Origin of the sequence: Kitasatospora sp. NPDC087861, assembly GCF_044742585.1 — a bacterium.
Classification (GTDB): Bacteria; Actinomycetota; Actinomycetes; order Streptomycetales; family Streptomycetaceae; genus Kitasatospora.
The window spans coordinates 172,238-190,588 of record NZ_JBIUUS010000008.1; the positions used below are offsets into that span (position 1 = coordinate 172,238).

The 18,351-nt window shown below is 73.0% G+C and carries 15 protein-coding genes; 11 read left to right on the forward strand and 4 right to left on the reverse strand.

Going from position 1 to position 18,351, the window contains the following annotated elements; translation table 11 throughout:
• The first annotated feature begins 101 nt into the window (after window positions 1–101).
• Both ACIOJE_RS14520 and ACIOJE_RS14525 read left to right on the forward strand, forming a co-directional pair.
• Entirely contained in the window at window positions 102–1,073 is a 972-nt protein-coding gene (locus tag ACIOJE_RS14520; protein WP_400776305.1) for a 5-dehydro-4-deoxyglucarate dehydratase, read from the forward strand.
• 50 nt (window positions 1,074–1,123) lie between these two features.
• Window positions 1,124–2,377, forward strand: coding sequence for a hypothetical protein (locus ACIOJE_RS14525; protein ID WP_400776427.1), 1,254 nt, complete (start codon window positions 1,124–1,126; stop codon window positions 2,375–2,377).
• On the opposite strand, the gene ACIOJE_RS14530 is transcribed toward ACIOJE_RS14525, so the two are convergent.
• Window positions 2,334–3,113: an IclR family transcriptional regulator gene (locus ACIOJE_RS14530; RefSeq protein ID WP_400776308.1), complete on the reverse strand. Its 780-nt coding sequence runs from the start codon at window positions 3,111–3,113 to the stop codon at window positions 2,334–2,336. The two genes, ACIOJE_RS14525 and ACIOJE_RS14530, sit on opposite strands and share 44 nt — an antisense overlap.
• 225 nt (window positions 3,114–3,338) lie before the next feature.
• Here ACIOJE_RS14530 and ACIOJE_RS14535 point away from each other — a divergent pair, with 225 nt between their 5' ends.
• Window positions 3,339–4,256 (forward strand): polysaccharide lyase, encoded by a 918-nt coding sequence (locus ACIOJE_RS14535; RefSeq protein WP_400776311.1) that lies wholly within the window; start codon window positions 3,339–3,341, stop codon window positions 4,254–4,256.
• A 256-nt stretch (window positions 4,257–4,512) separates the two neighbouring features.
• A complete protein-coding gene (locus tag ACIOJE_RS14540) occupies window positions 4,513–6,513 on the forward strand; it encodes a transglycosylase domain-containing protein (RefSeq protein WP_280680501.1) in 2,001 nt (666 codons plus the stop codon).
• A gap of 70 nt (window positions 6,514–6,583) precedes the next feature.
• Here the strand turns inward: ACIOJE_RS14540 and ACIOJE_RS14545 are convergent, their stop codons facing one another.
• The gene (locus ACIOJE_RS14545) at window positions 6,584–7,849 is read right to left on the reverse strand and encodes a hypothetical protein (protein ID WP_400776314.1); all 1,266 of its coding nucleotides are present in this window, start codon (window positions 7,847–7,849) and stop codon (window positions 6,584–6,586) included.
• Window positions 7,850–8,225: 376 nt separating this feature from the next.
• Between ACIOJE_RS14545 and ACIOJE_RS14550 the strand changes: the two genes are divergently transcribed.
• The 5 genes from ACIOJE_RS14550 (at window position 8,226) to ACIOJE_RS14570 (ending at window position 14,223) form a co-directional block, all read left to right on the forward strand.
• A complete protein-coding gene (locus ACIOJE_RS14550; protein ID WP_280680503.1) occupies window positions 8,226–9,569 on the forward strand; it encodes a sugar ABC transporter substrate-binding protein in 1,344 nt (447 codons plus the stop codon).
• On the forward strand, window positions 9,566–10,486 hold the full coding sequence (locus ACIOJE_RS14555) for a carbohydrate ABC transporter permease (protein WP_400776318.1): 921 nt from the start codon (window positions 9,566–9,568) through the stop codon (window positions 10,484–10,486). The genes ACIOJE_RS14550 and ACIOJE_RS14555 overlap by 4 nt, the downstream gene beginning before the upstream one ends.
• Window positions 10,483–11,343, forward strand: coding sequence for a carbohydrate ABC transporter permease (locus ACIOJE_RS14560; RefSeq protein ID WP_400776320.1), 861 nt, complete (start codon window positions 10,483–10,485; stop codon window positions 11,341–11,343). The genes ACIOJE_RS14555 and ACIOJE_RS14560 overlap by 4 nt, the downstream gene beginning before the upstream one ends.
• A 2-nt stretch (window positions 11,344–11,345) precedes the next feature.
• On the forward strand, window positions 11,346–13,064 hold the full coding sequence (locus ACIOJE_RS14565) for an alpha-galactosidase (RefSeq protein ID WP_280680506.1): 1,719 nt from the start codon (window positions 11,346–11,348) through the stop codon (window positions 13,062–13,064).
• A gap of 115 nt (window positions 13,065–13,179) precedes the next feature.
• Window positions 13,180–14,223: a LacI family DNA-binding transcriptional regulator gene (locus ACIOJE_RS14570; protein WP_400776323.1), complete on the forward strand. Its 1,044-nt coding sequence runs from the start codon at window positions 13,180–13,182 to the stop codon at window positions 14,221–14,223.
• Window positions 14,224–14,236: 13 nt separating this feature from the next.
• Here the strand turns inward: ACIOJE_RS14570 and ACIOJE_RS14575 are convergent, their stop codons facing one another.
• Window positions 14,237–15,067, reverse strand: a complete 831-nt coding sequence (locus tag ACIOJE_RS14575) for a DeoR/GlpR family DNA-binding transcription regulator (RefSeq protein ID WP_400776325.1) — start codon at window positions 15,065–15,067, stop codon at window positions 14,237–14,239.
• A gap of 175 nt (window positions 15,068–15,242) precedes the next feature.
• Between ACIOJE_RS14575 and galT the strand changes: the two genes are divergently transcribed.
• Together galT and galK are read left to right on the forward strand one after the other, a co-directional pair.
• Entirely contained in the window at window positions 15,243–16,403 is a 1,161-nt protein-coding gene (galT, locus tag ACIOJE_RS14580) for a galactose-1-phosphate uridylyltransferase (RefSeq protein ID WP_400776327.1), read from the forward strand.
• Window positions 16,400–17,530: a galactokinase gene (gene galK / locus ACIOJE_RS14585; protein ID WP_400776329.1), complete on the forward strand. Its 1,131-nt coding sequence runs from the start codon at window positions 16,400–16,402 to the stop codon at window positions 17,528–17,530. Before galT ends, galK begins: the two co-directional genes overlap by 4 nt.
• A 24-nt stretch (window positions 17,531–17,554) precedes the next feature.
• Here the strand turns inward: galK and ACIOJE_RS14590 are convergent, their stop codons facing one another.
• Window positions 17,555–18,217 carry an NADPH-dependent F420 reductase gene (locus ACIOJE_RS14590; RefSeq protein ID WP_400776331.1) on the reverse strand — a complete coding sequence of 221 codons (663 nt, stop codon included), beginning with the start codon at window positions 18,215–18,217 and terminating at the stop codon, window positions 17,555–17,557.
• Between the last annotated feature and the right edge of the window lie 134 nt (window positions 18,218–18,351).

The following is an 18,351-nucleotide window of genomic DNA, read 5'->3' on the forward strand; positions in this document are numbered from 1 at the left end:
AGGATCAGGCCGTTCACAAGAAAGGCTGATGTTCAGGTACGGGAACGCCGGGTGCCTTGACCGCCACTCGGCCCGAACCTACGCTGGACGCGTTCATATTCATGTACGCGGTTCGTGAATCTGAAGGGATCGGCCCCGTGTCCGCACCCGCCGGCAACTCCCCGCTCGCCGACCGCCTGGACGGCCTGCTGTTCTTCCCCGTGACCGCCTTCGGCCAGGACGGCGGTTTCGACCCCGGTGGCTACCGGCACCACCTGGAGGCGCGGCTGGCGGACGGCCCCGCCGCGGTCTTCGCCGCCTGCGGCACCGGCGAGTTCCCCGCCCTCGCCCCCGCCGAGTACGAGCGCTGCGTCGCCGTCGCGGTGGCGGCCGCCGCCGGCCGCGTCCCGGTGATCTCCGGCACCGGCTACGGCACCGCGCTCGCCCGCGAGTACGCCGCCGCCGCCGAACGGGCCGGCGCCGACGGCCTGTTGGTGCTCCCGCCGGAGGGTGTCGACGGCGGGCAGGAGGGACTCGCCCGCCACTACGAGGCGCTGGCGGCCGGCACCGGACTGGACCTGATCCTCTACCAGCGGGGCCAACTGGCCTTCGAGCCCGCGACCGTGGCCCGACTGGCCGAGGTGCCCACCGTCATCGGCCTCAAGGACGGTCGCGGCGACCTCGACCTGATGCTCCGGATCGTCAGCGCGGTGCGCACCGCGGACCGGCCGGACTTCCGCTTCTTCAACGGCATGCCGACCGCGGAGATGACCCAGCTCGCCTACCGGGCGATCGGGGTGCCGCTCTACTCCTCGGCGATCTTCTGCTTCGCCCCCGATCTCGCGCTCGCCTTCCACCGGGCGTTCGACAAGGAGGACACGGCCACCCTGGCCACCCTGGTCGACGTCTTCCTGCGCCCCTACGTCGAGTTGCGGCGCCGGCGCCCCGGCTACGCGGTCTCCCTGGTCAAGGCCGCGACCCGGGCCGCCGGGCACCCGGTGGGCACCGTGCGGGCGCCGCTCGCCGAGCCCGAGCCCGAGCACGTGCGCGCCCTGCGCGACCTGGTCGACCGCGCCCGTGAGGTGCTCGCTTGAGCGGCGGCGCGGCACCGCTGCGCCCGAGTGACGGCGCGGCACCGTTCGACCTGAGCGGCGGCGCGCCGCCGGGTCGCCGTCCCGAGGTGGGCGGCTACCTCTACCCCTGGGACGTGGACGGGGACCCGGCCTTCGCCGACCGCCTGGCCGGCCTCGGTATCCGCCGGGTGGCCGTCGCCGCGGCCTACCACAGCGTGCGGGCGCTGACCCCGCACCATCCGCGCCACAAGGTGGTCACCGCGGCCCATGCCGCCGTGTACTACCGTCCGGACCCGGCCCGTTGGGAGGGGACCGGGCGCCTGCGCCCGGTCGAGGCCCCCGGGGCGCCCGGGTCCTTCGGCCGGGCCGCCGATGCGCTGGTCGAGGCCGGAGTGGAGGTCTACGCCTGGACCGTGCTGGCGCACGCCCAGCGGCTGGGCGAGGCCCGTCCCGAGGCCGCCGTGGTCAACGCCTACGGCGACCGCTACCCGTGGGCGCTGTGCGTCGCCAACCCGCTGGTCCAGCAGTACTGCGCCACCCTCGCTGCCGAGGTCGCCGGACAACCGGGCCTGGCGGGCTTGGAGTTGGAGTCCTGCGGCTGGTACGGCTTCGACCACCTGCACGCCCACGACAAGGCGGCCGGGATCGTCCTGCCACCCTCCGCCCGGCTGCTGTTCTCGCTCTGCTTCTGCCCGAGCTGCCGGCACGCCTACCGGGCCGCCGGAGCCGAACCGCGGGCGCTGCGCGCGGCCGTCCGGGCGGCCCTGGACCCGGTGTTCGCCGGGGCCGCCCCCGATGCCGCACTCGACGCGGAGCCGTACGCGGCGGTGGTCCGGATGCGGGTCGCCGCCGCCACCCGGCTGCGGGAACTGGCGGTGGCGGCGGTCCGGCGGGAGCGGCCCGGGCTGCCGGTCCTGCTGCACGCCCAGCCCGACCCGCTCGGCTTCGGCCCCTCGCCCGGCCTGGACCCCGCCGACGCCTTCGCCCCGGCCGACGGGCCGGTCCTGCTCGCCACCGTCCGCTCCGCGGCGGCGCTGGCGGCCGTCCGCGCCTACGCCGGTCCCGGCCGTCGGGTGGTGGCGACGGTCGGCGCCGTCGAGGGGCTGGGCGGCGACCGCTCCGACCTGTCCGACTGGTGCGCGGCGTTGGCCGGCGCCGGCGCGAGCGAACTGCGCTTCTACCACCTGGGGTTGGCGTCGCGTACGGACCTGGCGGCGGTCCGGGGCGCGGTGGCCGCCCTGCCCGCCCCGGCACAGTGCCTGCCCGACGGGCGGGGTCGGATCACAGGTGGCGGGTGGCCAGGTCGAGCCGCTCCTGCGCGGTGAGGAGGGCGTCGCGGATCATCTGCTCGCGTCCCGGGGTGAGCCGGGCGACCGGCACCGAGCAGCTGACCGCGTCGCGGGCCGGCGTGCGGTTGGGGACGGGGACGCCGAAGCAGCACAGCCCGGCCGTGTTCTCCTCCCGGTCGGTCGCGTAGCCGCGCTCGCGGATCGCGCGCAGGTCGTCGAGCAGAGCGGCGCGGGAGGTGTGGGAGTGCTCCGTCAGCGGCTCCAGCCGTTCCGGCAGCAGCCGCTCCACCTCCTCGTCGGTGTGGGTGGCGAGCAGGGCCTTGCCGAGCGCGGTCGAGTGCGCCGGGAGGCGGCGGCCGACCCGGGTGAACGGGCGCAGGTAGTGCTGGGAGGCGCGGGTGGCCAGGTAGACCACGTCGGTGCCGTCGAGGCGGGCGAGGTGGATGGTCTCGGAGGTCTCGTCGGCCAGCCGGTCGAGCGCCGGCCGGGTGGCCGCCACCACCTCGTCGCCGTCGATGTAGGACGTGCCGACCAGCAGGGCGCGGACGCCGATGCCGTAGCGGGTGCCGGTCAGGTCGGTCTCCACCCAGCCGAGGTCGACCAGGGTGCGCAGCAGCATGTACAGGCTGCTCTTCGGGTAGCCCAGTGCCTCCTGCACGTCGGCGAGGCTGTGCAGTCCGGCGTGCCCGGCGAAGTACTCCAGGAGCTTGACCGTGCGAACCGCGGACTTCACGTTCGCGCCGTCGGGTGCGGCGGGGCTCGGCTGCGCCATCGGGACGACCTTCCTGTTCACAGATGTGGACGGGGTCCAATATAGCGCCGCCCTGGCAGGCTCAGGCTCTCGATGGAGTTCATAACAGTGAACACTGTCCAGGTACTTGACCAGCCTTGCCGCTCGGCGCTGTCATGGGTGGTGCGTAGCTTCGCGCAGCTGAGTTCCAGTCATCTCGGCGACCCGCATCGCGTCCGGGTGGCCGACCTGCCTCAAGGGAGCATCATGAAGCGTTCACTGATCGCCGCGTGGGCCGCGATGGCCCTGTGCGCCACTGCGCTGGGCCTGGCCGGCCCCGCCCAGGCCGTCGACGCCGAGGCCTTCGCCGCCCCGGCTTCGGCCGCCGCCACCTCCGCCGCCCAGGCTTCGGCCTCCACCTCCGCCGCCTGGACCGGCGAGTTCACCGGCTACGGCAGCAGCGCCTGGACCAGCGCCTGGGGCACCCTGTCCACCGGCCAGTGGGGCCGGCCGAACCTCAGCGGGACCAGCGACCCCACCGCCCCCGGGGACGGCTCGGCCCTCCAGGTCTTCTACGGGGCCGGCTCCTCCGCCAACTCCTGCTCCGACTGCCCCTCCAGCGGCGGCGGCCAGTTCTACACCGACCTGCCCACCCTCGGGCTCGGCGACCTGGCCGACTCCACCACCCTGGACCTGAAGTACTACCTCAAGCTGCCCTCGGGCTTCGACTTCGGCCGGGCCGGCAAGCTCCCCGGGCTGTACGGCGGCACCCCGGGCGAGGCCTCCGGCGGCAACCACGGCAACGCCTGGTCCACCCGGTACATGTGGCGCAACCCCGGCAGCGGGGTCGGGAACGGCGAGGTCTACCTCTACACCCCGACCAACTCCGGCCCCTCCGGGTACGGCGTGGACCTCGGACTCGGCTCCTGGCAGTGGCCCGCCGACGGCAACTGGCACAGCATCGAGCAGCTGGTCGACCGCGGCAGCGGCGACGTGACCGTCTGGCTCGACGGCGGCCAGGTGTTCACCCAGCCCGGGGCGGGTGCGCCCGACCTGGCCTCGATCCCGTTCAGCGGAGTGTTCTTCTCCACCTTCTACGGCGGCCACGACACCAGTTGGGGCCCGGCCACCGACCAGTACGCCTACTTCGCGCACTTCAGCCTGGCCACCGGCCCCCAGCACTGACCACCCGCCGGTTCGCCCGCAGGCCCGCCACCGGCGCTTCGAGGACGTCGCACGGGAGGTCGACGTCGCCATCGACCTGGTCGGTGACGACCACGTCGGCGTCCGGGTCAACGGATCTGCGAGGGCGTTCGGTTGAGGTCGCGGGCCGCGCGCGGTATGACCATGATCACACCCGTTCCTGTCTGCCGTGATGCGGCCCCCATCGCGTCTGAGTGTTCGGGGGACCTGTCCCCACGAGCGAATCGGAGACCGGACTGTGTGTGCTGACCAAGGCGGCGGGGCCGAGGACGAGAAGCCCGGACGTCGGCGATGGCGTCCGTTGCGGTGGATCAACTACCCGCGCAGAGGGCGGCGTGGGGTCCGCCGCTGGCTTCCGTCCTGGCGACTGCTGCTCCTGGTGGCGGGGACGGGGGCGGTGGTGCTGGCGGGATGGCTGGCCTGGTTCTACCGGACCACCAAGGTCCCGGAGGACCTGAACGCCTTCGCCACCCAGCAGAACAACGTCTACTACTGGGCGGACGGCACCGAGATGGCGCGGATCGGCCCGACCAACCGGCAGGAGGTGCCGCTCGACCGGGTGCCGCAGTCGGTGCAGTGGGCCGTGCTGGCCGCCGAGAACGAGACCTTCTACTCGGATCCGGGGATCTCGATCACGGGCATCGGCCGCGCGGTCTACCAGATGGCTTCGGGCGGAGACACCCAGGGCGGCTCGACCATCACCCAGCAGTACGTCAAGAACATCTACCTGAACCAGCGTCAGAACATGTCCCGCAAGCTCAGCGAGATGGTCATCGCGATCAAGCTGGACCAGCGGATGAGCAAGCAGGACATCCTCGAAGGCTATCTGAACACCAGTTGGTTCGGGCGCGGCAGCTACGGCATCGAACGTGCCGCGGCGGCGTACTACGGCAAGGACGTCTCGCAGCTCGATCCGAGTGAAGGGGCCTTCCTGGCAGCCCTGTTGAAGGGGGCCGGGCAGTTCGATCCGGCGCTCAGCACGGAGAACCACCAGCGGGCCGAGGACCGGTGGTCCTGGATCCTGGACCGGATGGTGAAGGCCGGCAAGCTCTCGGCCGCCGAGCGCGCCAAGTACACGGTGTTCCCCGAGCCCAGGCCCCAGCCGAAGTCGGCCGGGCTGAGCGGACAGGTCGGGTACCTGGTGGACATGGCCAGGACCTACGTGGAGGGCCACAGCGACATCACGGCGGCCCAGTTCGACCTCGGCGGCCACCAGATCCACACCACCTTCGAGAAGCCGAAGGTCACCGCCCTGGCCGCCGCGGTGCAGGACGCCACCAAGGGGATCGACCCCGGCAACCGCGAGGCCGACAGGTTCCTGCGGGTCGGCGCCGCGTCGGTGTCCCTCGACGGGCGGATCGTCGCGCTCTACGGCGGCCCCGACTACCTGAAGCAGGGCTTCGACAACGCCAACACCTCCTCGGTGCCGGTCGGTTCGGCCTTCACCCCGTTGGTGTACGCCGCCGGCCTCGGCCAGGGCGTGCAGCGCCAGCGGGGCGGCAGCCGTACCCCGGTCCTGCCCACCACGGCCTACGACGGCGACAACGGGGTGAACGTGATGACCCCGGAGGGGCCGTACTGGGGGCGGGACGGGAAGATCGTGAAGACCGCCAACGACGGCAAGCGGGACTGGGGCACGCTCACGCTGCGGAGCGCGCTGGAGCAGTCCGTCAACGGGCCGATGATGCAGCTCGGCCTGGACGTCGGCCTGGAGCAGGTACAGAAGACCGCCGCGGACCTGGGTGTGCTCCCGGCCACCATGGGGGAGTTGGTGCCGGCCTTCGGGGTCGGGAACTCCACGCCGAGCGCGATCAGGACCGCCGACGCGTACGCCGCCTTCGCCGGGGGAGGCCGCCACACGGACCCGTACTCGGTCCTCAGGATCACCCGGAACGGCGAGCAGCTTGCCCTGCGCCTGCCGACCGCCGCGCAGGCGCTGACCCCGGCGGTCGCGGCGGAGGTGGACACGGCGCTCAAGGGCGCGGTCCGCACCGGCAGCGCCGCGTCGGCGGCGGAGGCCGGCCCTGACGTCGCCGGGAAGCCCGGCACCACCGCGGACCGTACGGCGGGGTGGTTCGTCGGCTACAACGGGCAGGTGTCCACGGCGGTCACGGTCTTCCGGGCGGACCTGAAGGACATGAAGCTGCTCTCGCTGGAGGGGGTGGGCGGCGCCGCCCCGGACACCCCGGACTCCGCGCTGCCCACCCGGATCTGGACCTCGTACATGAAGACGTCCTAGCGGCGGCCGGGCAGGCCCGGCCCGCCGTGGGGCCCGTGACACCACGGGCCCCACGGCCGCCGGGACCGGGTCACTTGACCAGTCGTGACCAGTCGGCCGGCTGCCCGGGGTCCAGGCTGCGCAGCTTGTCGAGTACCTTGGGGTCCTGGGCGTCCAGCCAGTCGGCGACCTGGCGGAAGGAGACGCAGCGGACGCCGTCCCGCTTGCAGACGCTCTTCATCACGTCCTCGATGGCCTGCATGTAGATGCCGCCGTTCCAGGTCTCGAAGTGGTTCCCGATGAAGAGCGGGGCCCGGCTGCCGTTGTAGACCCGTTCGAAGCCGCTGAGATAGCTCTCCCGGGTCTCCTTCTCCCAGGTGGCGTACTTCTTCGGGTCGCCCTTGGTGCTGTCCCCGGACTGGCCGGCCAGGAAGTTGAAGTCCATCGAGAGGCCCTGGGTCGACTTGCCCGGGTAGGGCAGCATCTGGAGTGGGAAGTTCCAGATGCCGCCCTTCTTGGTGGGCCAGACCTGGAACTCGCCCGGCGAGCTGGCGTCGTACCGGAAGCCCGTCGCCTTCTCGGCCGGGAGCAGGGCCTTCTGGCCCTCCAGACAGGGGGCGCGGCCGCCGACCAGCTCCTTGGTGTAGTCGAAGGGCAGCGGCGGCAGGTTCTTGAGGCCGGTGTTGGTCTTCCAGTTGGTGACGAAGGAGATCGCCTGGTCGAGCTCGCTCTTCCACTCCTCGGTGCTCCACTCGCTGCCGCCCTTGGCGTTGCAGAAGTGCCCGTTGAAGTGGGTGCCGATCTCGTTCCCGTCCTGCCACGCCAGGCGCAGCTGCTCCAGGGTGTCCTTGATGTGGGCGTCGGTGGCGAAGTCGATGGAGGCGGTGCCGACGTCGTGCTGCGGCGGGTGGTAGAGCGTGCGTTTGGACTTGGGCAGGGTGTAGATGCCGGAGAGGAAGAACGTCATCTGGGCGTTGTTCTCCGCGCCCAGCTTGCGGAAGCGCGAGAACAGGTGGTCGTCGCCCTCCAGTGCCCCGTCCCAGGAGAACACCACGAACTGCGGCGGCTTCTCGCCGGGCTTCAGCTTCTCCGGCGTGGCCTGCCTGGGCTGCGGGCCGGTGTCGGAGGTGGAGCCGTCGCCGAGCACCTTGACCTGGCCGTCCCAGGTCGGCGTGGGGGCGGGGACGGGGCCGGGGCCGGGGCCGGCGGGCGGCGTGTCGGTCGGGTCGGGCGCGGGGCTCGACGGAGCGGCGTCGGCGGCGGTCGGTCTGCCCTTCGCGTCGGAGTCTCCCGCGACCAGGGCCGCGACGACCCCCACCGCCAGCAGGACGGCCACGCCTCGAACAGCCCGCACCATTGCCTCCTTTTCTCCGACACCTGGTCAGCTGGTGTTCGGAAAGTTGTTCCTACAGACCGATGTTGGTCGTCTTCGCCTAACGCTCCTTCGGTGGTGCGGGGTTGCCATGACTGCTGCGGATCTTCGCCCGGCGGTCGGCGCGCGGGTCGGTAACAGATCGGTTTCGGAGCCCGCCCTCCCCGCGCTCGGGTCTTGACGAAGCGGGGAGGGTGGGCGTTTGCTGTGACCCGCCCGTTCGAACCTGTTTGTTTCCGGTTTGTTTTGTGCATTTGAACGTTCAAAACCAGCCCGACCCCCTCACTCTCGCCATCCCCCCGCTCTCGCCACCCCCCTTCTCGCGCTCCCCTACCCTCGCCACCCCACCGAGAGGAATGCAATGTCACACCTTTCTCGTCGCGATCTGCTCCGAGCCTCCGGGGCGGGTCTGCTGGCCCTGGCGGCCGGCGGCGCGCTCACGGCCTGCGGCGACTCCGGTTCGGGGAGCGCCTCGGGCGGGGACGCCGACACCGGCACCATCACCGTCTGGTCCTGGGCCACCGCCGCCGACGCCCTGCGCGGGATCGTCCCGGCCTTCGAGAAGGACAACCCGGGGATCAAGGTCGACGTCCAGGACATCGGCGAACCGGCCATCTGGGACAAGATCACCGTCGGCATGGCGGCCGGCGGCCAGGGCCTCGGCGACGTGCTGCACATCGGCTGCGACTACCTGCCCGGCTACATGGAGAAGTTCCCCGGCGGCCTGGCCGACCTCTCCGCGCTCGGTGCCGACGCGCACAAGGACAAGTTCGCCAAGGGCCTGTGGCCCGTCGTCAGCGGCAAGGACGGCCACGCCTACGCGCTGCCCTGGGAGGTCAACCCGCTCGGCTTCTTCTACCGCAAGGACTACTTCGACAAGGCGGGCATCGACCCCGAGTCCTTCGCCACCTGGGACGACCTGCTCGCCGTGGCCGACCGCTTCAAGGCCGCCAACCCCGGCGTCGCCCTGATCGGCGTCAACCGGGCCGCCAACCCCACCCCCGACCTGGACTTCGTCCAGGCCCTGATGCAGCTCCAGGGCGCCTTCTACTTCGACCTCCAGGGCAAGATCACCGTCGGCTCGGAGCCGGCCGTGCGCGCCCTGACCATCGTCAAGCGGCTGGACGAGGCCGGGCTGATAGGCGACACCCCCGGCGTCCAGAGCTGGATGCCCGTGATGAAGAGCGGCAAGCTCGCGGTGGCCGCGATGCCCGCCTGGGTCGCGCACTACCTGGAGAAGAAGTTCCCCGACCAGAGCGGCAACTGGCGTCTCACCAAGCCCCCGGCGGTCACCCCCGGCGGCAAGCGCACCGCGCTGGTCAACTCCACCCACCTCGCCGTCGCCGCGTCCAGCCCGCGCCGCCGCGCCGCCTGGAAGTTCGTCGAGTACGCGGTCACCCGTCCGGCCTCGGTGAACGCCATGTTCAACGCGGGCGGCGTCTTCCCGGCCCTCACCGAGGCCTACGCCGACCCGCTGTACGCCGCGCCGAGCGCCTACTACGGCGGCCAGCCGGTGCTCAAGACCTTCGCCGACCTCGCCACCGAGGGCGGCGACCCCACCAACTACTCCGGCGACTACGCCCGCGCCCTCAAGCTCGTCAGTGACGCCCAGGTCAAGGTCCTCCTCAAGGGCGCCGACCCGGCCGCCGTCCTCCAGGACGCCGCCAAGCAGCTCGCCCAGCAGACCGGGCGCGGTACCGCATGAGTGCCGCCAGCCCGCCCGCCGCCCTCACCAGGAGGTCCGCAGCGCCGCGCCGGTCCCGCTGGCGGCGCACCGCCGTGCCGTACCTGCTGCTCGCCCCCGCCCTGCTGACCTTCGGCGTGTTCAAGGCCTACCCGGTCATCGACTCGCTGCTGCTGTCCTTCACCACCGGCTCCGGCACCGCCACCCACGGCGCCGGCCTCGCCAACTACCAGCGGCTGCTGGACGATCCACTGTTCTGGACCGCCCTGCGCAACACCGCAGAGATCCTCGTCGTGCAGGTCCCGCTGATGCTCGGACTGGCCCTGCTGATGGCCGTCGGCATCAACTCCGCGCTGGTGCGCTGGCGCACGGTGTGGCGGCTCGGCGTCTTCATGCCCTCCGTCACCGGCCTGGTCGCCACCGGCGTGATCTTCGCCTACCTGCTCAAGGCCGACGACGGCGCGGTCAACTGGGTGCTGAACGCCGTCGGCCTGCCCTCCGTCGACTGGCTGGGCCAGCCCGTCTGGGCCCGGATGGCCGTCGTCCTGGTGCTCACCTGGCACTACACCGGATACAACGCCGTCATCTACCTCGCCGGACTCCAGTCCATTCCGCGGGAGTTGTACGAGGCCGCGATGGTCGACGGCGCCGGACCGATCCGCCGCTTCACCTCCATCACCGTCCCCGCGCTGCGCCCGGTGCTGCTGTTCACGATCGTGCTCTCGACCATCGGCACGCTCCAGCTCTTCGACGAGCCGTACGTGCTGACCGGTGGCGGGCCGGACAACGCCACCCTGACCGTCTCCATGTACCTGTACCAGAACGGCTTCCGGTACTTCGACTTCGGCTACGCCTCTGCCATCGCCTACGCGCTCACCCTGCTCGTGACGGTGCTCGGCGCCGTTCAGATGCGCCTGATGGGAGAGCGCGACACGTGACCTCCAAGAACGAGACCTCAAAGCGCGTGAACCCCCTCAAGAAGCTGCGCGGCTGGCCGCTGACCTTCCTCCTCGCCGGCGTCACCGGGCTGTCGATCGCCCCCTTCTACTGGTTGGTGGTCTCCTCCACCCGCAAGGACACCGAGGTCTTCGACTGGCCGCCCAAGCTGCTGCCCGGCGGTCACCTGGGCGAGAACCTCGACCACCTCCAGCAGAAGATCGGCCTGCTCCGGGTCGTCGGCAACTCGCTGCTGGTGGCCGGGATCCAGACGCTGGGCGCCCTCGTCGTCGCCCTGCTGGCGGGCTACGCCTTCGCCAAGTTCCGCTTCCGCGGCCGGACCCTGCTGTTCGCCCTGCTGTTCTCCACCCTCGTGGTGCCCGAACAGGTCATGCTGGTGCCGCTGTTCAAGATGATGATGAACTTCGGCCTGCTGGACACCTACCAGGCGCTGATCCTGCCCAGCCTGTGCGTGCCGTTCGCCATCTTCCTGATGCGGCAGTCACTGAGCAGCCTGCCGGACGAGCTCCTGGACGCCGCCCGGGTCGACGGCGCGGGCGAGTTCCGGGTGCTGTTCAGCGTGGTGGTGCCGGTCATGAGGCCTGTGCTGGCAGCCCTCTCGATCTTCCTCTTCCTCGGCTCCTGGAACCAGTTCGTCTGGCCGCTGATCGCTCTGCGCAGCCCCGAGATGCACACCCTGCCGGTCGCCCTCGCGACCCTGCACGGCAACAAGAGCAACACCGACTACGGCGCGATCCTCTCCGGCACCGCGCTGTCCACGCTGCCGATGATGGTCCTCTTCCTGGTCCTCCAACGGCAGTTCATCTCCGGCCTGCTGGCCGGCGCCACGAAAGGCTGAGCATGACCGAGATCTGGGAACCGCACGCCCCGACCGCCGGCGGCGGCCTGCGCCCGCTGTCCGCCGAGGGCCTGGACCTGCGGGTCAGCGGCCCGGCGACCGCCCGTACGGTGGGCGAGGGCGTCGTCGAGGTGACCGCGGAGGGGAAGGGCGACGTCCGGATCGAGTGGCGGGTGCCGTGCGTCGACGCCACCGCCTTCTGGACCCCCGAGCCGCGCGGCACCGGCTGGCTGCCCGCCGCCTGGAGCGCCCCGCGCCGCACCAGCCTGGCCAACGGCGCCCCGATCGCCGCCCTGATCGGCACCGGCGACGTCGCGATCTGTGCCTTCGCCGCCGAGCGCGCCGACGTGCTGGCCGGCGCCGGAGTGCTGGAGGAGACCGGCGAGTTCCGGTTCTGGGCCCAGGCCACCGACCGGCTCACCGTCCGCATCGACACCTCCCGCCGGCACTTCGCCCGCTGCCTGGCCGGCCTCGCCGACTGGTGGTGGACCGGCCGCGAGGCCGACATCCCCGCCGCCGCCCGCCGCCCCGCCTACTCCACCTGGTACTCGATGCACCAGGACATCACGCCCGAGGGCGTCGAGACCCAGGCCGCGCTCGGCAGGGAACTCGGCCTGGACGTCATCATCGTCGACGACGGCTGGATGACCGCCGACCGCACCCGCGGCTACGCGCACTGCGGCGACTGGGAGCCGGTCTCGCTCCCCGACACCGCCGCCCACGTGCGGCGCGTCCACGACCTCGGCGTGCGGTACATGCTCTGGTACGCGCTGCCGTTCATCGGCAAGGACAGCGCCGCCTTCGAACGGATCGGCCGGTACGCGCTCGCCGACGCCGCGCACATGGGCGCGATCGTCGCCGACCCGCGCTACCCCGAGGTCCGTGAGTTCCTGACCGGCCGGCTCGCCCGCGCCGTCGAGGAGTGGGGCATGGACGGGCTCAAGGTCGACTTCGTCGACTGGTTCGCCCGGGCGGAGGCGCCGCCCGTCGGCCCCGAGGCGGACTGCGAGAGCGTCGACGAGGGTGTCGAGCGGCTGCTCGCCGCGATCCGCGGCCGGATCACCGCGGTCGATCCGGAGGCGATGATCGAGCACCGCCAGCCGTACGTCAGCCCCGGCCTGTGGCCGTACGTCACCATGATCCGCGCGACCGACTGCCCGCTCAGCCCGCAGGAGAACCGGCAGCGGACGATCGACGTGCGGCTCGCCGCCGGGCCGGTGCCGGTCCACGCGGACATGCTGATGTGGCACCCGGCCGAGCCGCCGGAGCAGATCGCCTGCCACCTGATCAACGTGCTGTACTCGGTGCCGCAGATCTCCGTCGACCTCGCCGCGCAGAGCCCCGGGCAGCGCGAGGCGATCGCCTTCTGGCTCGGCGTCTTCCGCGAGCACGCCGACACCCTGCAGCTCGGCGGGCTGCGCCCGGCCCGGCCGGACCTCGGCTACCCGATGGTGACCGCCGACGGCGGCGCCACCGTCGTGGTGGCGCGCTACGCCGCGCTGCCGGTGGACGCCTCCGGGGACGGCTGGCGCACGCTGCTGGTCGCCAACGCCGACGTCGACCCGGACGTCCGGCTGACCGGCGGTGGCGGGACGGTGCAGGCCACCGTGCAGGACGCCCGAGGGCGTATCGTCCGGCAGGGCGAGGTCGAGCTCGACCGGGCGGGCACCATCCCGGTGCCGCGCGGCGGGCTGCTGACCCTGCGCCGTCCACTGGTCTGACCGGACGGCCACCGGCCTGCCGGCTCGCCACTGATCCGGCCGGCCTGCACCGGCCCGACAGACCGCTGCCGGTTCGACAGATCGACCGCCTGAGCAACCGTCCTGGGAGTCTGCGATGCCCGAGGGAACACGCCGACCGCGCCGCGGCGCCACCACCATCGAGGAGGTCGCGCGCGCGGCCGGGGTGTCCCGGCAGACCGTCTCCAACGCGCTCAACGCCCCCCAGCGGGTCCGGCCGGACACCCTGGAACGGGTGACTGCGGCGATCCGCGAACTCGGCTACCAGCCCGACCAGTCGGCGCGCTCGCTGCGCAGCGGCGCCCGGCGCACCATCGGCTACCTCGCCCCGGTGGACGACCCCTTCGATCCCAACCCGCTGATGGCCGGCTTCCTGGAGGCGCTGGTCGACGCGGCCGGGGCGCGGGGGCAGCGGGTGCTGCTCTTCCGTCCGGGACAGGGCGGGGGGCGGGATGCCGGGCCGGGGGCGGCGGACCCTCGGGCGGCCATCGACGAACTGGTGGCGGCCCGTCAGGTCGACGGCCTGGTCCTGGCGGACGTGCTGCACGACGACCCCCGGATCGGGCACGTCGCCCGGGTCGGGGTGCCGTTCGTCACCTTCGGACGGACCGGTCCGGGGGAGCCGCAGCACTGGGTGGACATCGCCAACGACGCGGCGATGGCCGCGGTGGTGCGCCACCTCGCGGCGCTCGGCCACCGCCGGATCGGGTACGTCGGCCGAGCCGGGGAGCTGCCCTGGATGGCCGCCCGCCGGGCGGGCTTCCTCGCCGAGGCGGGCCGGCTCGGCCTGTCCGCGGTGGAGGCGGTGCGGCCGGACGTGGCGGCCGTCCGGGAACTGCTGCGCGGGCCCGAGCGGCCGACCGCCTTCGCGGCGGCGAGCGACCTGCTGGCGCTGGACGTCTACGAGGCGGTCCGGGCGGAGGGGCTGGTGGTCGGGCCGGCCGGGGTGGCGGTCACCGGCTTCCACGACACGCCGCTCTGCCGCCACCTGCACCCCGCGCTGACCTCGGTGCGGCTCCCGCTGCGGGCGATCGCCGCCGCGCTGGTCGGGCGGCTGCTCGACCAGGTGCGGGGGGAGGCACCGCCGGCGGCCGGGCTGGAGCTGCCCGCCGAGCTGGTGGTGCGGGCCAGCTCGGGGTGAGCCGATGGTGGGCCTACGGGTGCGCCACCTGCTCCGGCTCCCCGGACGGCGCGACGATCAGCTCGCCGACCAGCCGGGCCGCCGCCGCCCGGTGTTCGGCCGCCAGCGCGTCGTCGGTGACCAGGACGTCCAGCTGCTCCAGCGCGGCGAAGGAGGCCAGGCCGACCGCGTTCCACTTGGTGTGGTCGGCCACCACGACCACCCGGCGGGCGGACTGCAGGAAGGTCCGGTTGGTCTCCGCCTCGGCCAGGTTCGGGGTGGTCAGCCCGGTCTCGGCCGAGAGGCCGTGGCAGCCCATGACCAGCACGTTCACGTGCAGCGAGCGGATCGCCTGGTCGGCCACCGGGCCGACCAGCGCGTCCGAGGGCGTGCGCACGCCGCCGGTGCGGATCACCGTCGCGGTGGCGGGCGTGCCGTCCTCGTCGGGTTCCTCCATCAGCTCCGCGATCCGCAGCGAGTTGGTGACCACGGTGAGGCCCTCGACGGCGCGCAGGTGCCGGGCGACCGCGAAGGTGGTCGTCCCGGCCGCCAGCCCGACCGCCGAGCCGGGCGGCACCAGGGCGGCGGCCGCCTTGGCGATCGCCTCCTTGGCGGGCAGCTGCCAGCCGGCCTTGGTCTCGAACCCGGGCTCGCCGCTGGCGGCCGCCTCGATCCGCACCGCCCCGCCGTGCACCTTGTGCACCAGCCCGCGGCGGGCCAGCGCGTCCAGGTCACGGCGGATCGTCATGTCGGACACCCCGAGGTCCCGGACCAGTTCGGTCACCCGGACCCCGCCGCGCGCGCGGACCTGCTCCAGGATCAGCACGCGGCGCTGTCCGGCGAGCGGTTGGGCGCTGTCAGCCATCGGGGGCCTCCTCGGTGTCGGTGTGGATCAACGGGCCGCGGGTCACGGGCCGCGGGTCACGGGCCGCGGGTCACGGTCACCGCCATCATGGCAGGCGCGGACCCCTTCCGGACAGCCAGGTCTGATGGATAATGTTGGATATTGTTGTTTCATGTCGGATAGAGGGAAGAAGGCCATGGCCGGGACTCTGACCCAGCCCACCGCCAAGACCGTGACCACACTCGCGGACGGGCGGCAGCTGATCTACTACGACGGTGGCGAGGCCGTCCCCCGGGACGCCGTCGACCGGCGCCCGCTCGATCCGCCGGCCCACGGCTCCGAGGTCCGGCTCGACCCGGCCACCGGGGCCTGGGTCACCGTCGCCGCGCACCGCCAGGCCCGCATCTACCAGCCCCCCGCCGAGGAGTGTCCGCTCTGCCCCTCCCGGGACGGCCGGCTCAGCGAGATCCCCGCCGACGACTACCAGGTGGCCGTCTTCGAGAACCGCTTCCCCTCGCTGGCCGGTACGGGTGAGCTCGGTGCGGACGGTCCCGGCGTGCCCGGCGTGCCCGGCGTGCCCGGCGCGTTCGGTGCGCCCGCCGAGCCGGACGGCGGCCTGTGGACCGCAGGCCCCGGCACCGGGCGCTGCGAGGTGGTCTGCTTCACCGCCGACCACGACGCCTCGTTCGCCGACCTCGACGAACCGCGGGCCCGCCTGGTCCTCGACGCCTGGACCGACCGCACCGCCGAACTCGCCGCCCTCCCCGGCGTCCGGCAGGTCTACTGCTTCGAGAACCGCGGCGCCGAGATCGGCGTCACCCTCGCCCACCCGCACGGCCAGATCTACGCCTTCCCGTTCACCACCCCGCGCACCGCCCGGATGGCCGCGCGCGCGGCCGACCACCGCGCCGCCACCGGCCGCAGCCTCTTCGACGACCTCCTCGCCGCCGAACGCGCCCACGGCGACCGGGTGGTGCTCGCCGGCGAGCACTGGACGGCCTTCGTCCCCTTCGCCGCCCGCTGGCCGTACGAGGTGCACCTCTACCCGCACCGCCGGGTGCCCGACCTGACCGGCCTCGACGAGCCGCAGCGCGCCGAATTCCCCTCCCTCTACCTGGAGTTGCTGCGGCGCTTCGACCGTCTCTTCGGCGGCGGCCGCACCCCCTACATCTCCGCCTGGCACCAGGCGCCCGCCGGGCAGGAGGACGAACTCGCCCTCCACCTGGAGCTGTTCACCATCCGGCGCACCGCCGACAAACTGAAGTTCCTGGCCGGGGTCGAATCCGGCATGGACGCCTTCGTCAACGACGTCACCCCCGAGGACGCGGCCCGCCGGCTGCGAGAGGTCGCCCTGTGAACACCTTCGAGGAGCTGTACGGCCACGCCCCCGAGGGGGCGTGGGCCGCCCCCGGCCGGGTCAACCTGATCGGCGAACACACCGACTACAACCTCGGGTTCGTGCTGCCGATCGCCCTCCCGCAGGCCGTCCGCGCCCAGGCCCGGCGCCGCGACGACGGCGTGCTGCGGCTCTGGTCGGCCCAGGGCGACGACACGGTCGCGGAACTCCGGGTCGCCGACCTCGCCCCGGGCTCGGTGCCCGGCTGGGCGGCCTTCCCGGCCGGCGTGGTGTGGGCGCTGCGCGAGGCCGGGCACGAGGTCGGCGGAGCGGAGTTCCGGCTGGAGAGCGACGTGCCCGGCGGCGCCGGGCTGTCCTCCTCGGCCGCCCTGGAGTGCGCCGTCGCGGTCGCGTACGACGGCCTGTACGGGCTGGGGCTGTCGGCGGCCGAACTGGCCCTGATCGCGCAGCGGGCCGAGAACGCCTTCGTCGGCGTCCCCTGCGGGATCATGGACCAGATGGCCTCGATGTGCTGCCGCGCCGGCGCCGCCCTGCACCTGGACAGCCGCGACCTGGCGATGCGTCACGTGCCGATCGACCTGGCCGGCGCCGGACTCACCCTGCTCGTCCTCGACACCCGGGTCAAGCACGACCTCGGCGACGGCGCCTACGCCGCCCTGCGGGCCGGCTGCGAACGGGCGGCCGCACTGCTCGGGCTGCCCGCCCTGCGCGACCTCGGGACGGCTGCGCTGCCGGCCGCGCTGGCCCGACTGCCGGAGGAGCTACGACCGTTGGTGCGGCATGTGGTCACCGAGAACGAGCGGGTCACGGCCGCCGTGGCCCGCCTGGACGCCGGCGACCTCGCCGCGCTCGGCCCGATCCTCACCGCCGGGCACGCCTCGCTGCGCGACGACTACCGGGTCTCCTGCCCGGAGACCGACCTCGCGGTCGAGGCCGCCCTCGCCGCCGGCGCCCACGGTGCCCGGATGACCGGCGGCGGCTTCGGCGGCTCGGTCATCGCCCTCGTCGACGCACCGGCCGCCGACACCGTCGCCGCCGCCGTCACCACCGCGTTCCGGGCCGCCGGCTACGCCGCGCCGCGCACCCTCACCGCCGTCCCGGCCGAGGGTGCCCGCCGCATCGGCTGAGAGGACGGGCCTGCTGACAGGCCCTTACGCCCGGTGGTCGGCCGGGCGCTCCGGAGACGCCTCCGCGAGCGCCCGGGTGACGGCCGCCACCCCGGCGCGCAGCCCGTACACCGGCGTGCCGGGCTGCTGGCGCCAGGACTCGTCGATCCCGCCCGCGTCCACCGTGTCGAAGCCCAACTCGTCGATCAGCGCCCGCACCACGCGCTTGGCCGCCTCGTCGTCCGACGCCACCGGCACGGCGATCCGCTCCGGGTCGCCCTCCGGGCGCGGCCGCTCCAGCAGGTCCTGCGCGTAGGTGCCGTTGAAGGCCTTCACCACCCGGTGGCCGAGGTGCTGCTCCGTCCAGCGGCTCTCGGTCACCCCGTCGTCCTCGATCTCGTCGATCCGGCCGTCGCGCTGCTGCGGGTAGTAGTTGCCGGTGTCGATCACCGCGACGCCCTCCGCCGCGCCGGCCAGCAGCCCGGCGGGCAGGTCGGGCACGTTCTTCAGCGGCACGGTGACCACCACGACCTGTGCCCCGCGCGCCGCCTCGGTGGCCGGCACGGCCGTCGCACCCGTCTCCTCGACCAGCGCGGCCAGTGACTGCGGACCGCGCGAGTTGGCCACCGAGACCTCGTGCCCGAGCGCCGTCAGCCGCCGGGTCAGGTTGCCGCCGATGTTGCCTGCGCCGATGATGCCGATCTTCATGGGAGATCCCCTCGTGCGAGTACCGGATGGTCGTCAAGCCCGTCGCCTTGGCCCAACCGTCCGGTGGCCGCTCCGATTCCCGGTGGCACGGCGGCTTTTCCGGACGCAGGGTGGTCCTGCCGGACCCAGGGTCG

Bases quoted from the DNA above. Each gene is read 5' to 3' on its own strand.
- ACIOJE_RS14535 (WP_400776311.1), top strand. From the start codon at position 3,339: ATGAAGCGTTCACTGATCGCCGCGTGGGCCGCGATGGCCCTGTGCGCC.
- ACIOJE_RS14575 (WP_400776325.1), bottom strand. From the start codon at position 15,067: ATGGCTGACAGCGCCCAACCGCTCGCCGGACAGCGCCGCGTGCTGATC.
- ACIOJE_RS14520 (WP_400776305.1), top strand. From the start codon at position 102: ATGTACGCGGTTCGTGAATCTGAAGGGATCGGCCCCGTGTCCGCACCC.
- ACIOJE_RS14590 (WP_400776331.1), bottom strand. From the start codon at position 18,217: ATGAAGATCGGCATCATCGGCGCAGGCAACATCGGCGGCAACCTGACC.
- galT (WP_400776327.1), top strand. From the start codon at position 15,243: ATGGCCGGGACTCTGACCCAGCCCACCGCCAAGACCGTGACCACACTC.
- ACIOJE_RS14570 (WP_400776323.1), top strand. From the start codon at position 13,180: ATGCCCGAGGGAACACGCCGACCGCGCCGCGGCGCCACCACCATCGAG.
- ACIOJE_RS14530 (WP_400776308.1), bottom strand. From the start codon at position 3,113: ATGGCGCAGCCGAGCCCCGCCGCACCCGACGGCGCGAACGTGAAGTCC.
- ACIOJE_RS14555 (WP_400776318.1), top strand. From the start codon at position 9,566: ATGAGTGCCGCCAGCCCGCCCGCCGCCCTCACCAGGAGGTCCGCAGCG.
- ACIOJE_RS14565 (WP_280680506.1), top strand. From the start codon at position 11,346: ATGACCGAGATCTGGGAACCGCACGCCCCGACCGCCGGCGGCGGCCTG.
- ACIOJE_RS14550 (WP_280680503.1), top strand. From the start codon at position 8,226: ATGTCACACCTTTCTCGTCGCGATCTGCTCCGAGCCTCCGGGGCGGGT.
- ACIOJE_RS14545 (WP_400776314.1), bottom strand. From the start codon at position 7,849: ATGGTGCGGGCTGTTCGAGGCGTGGCCGTCCTGCTGGCGGTGGGGGTC.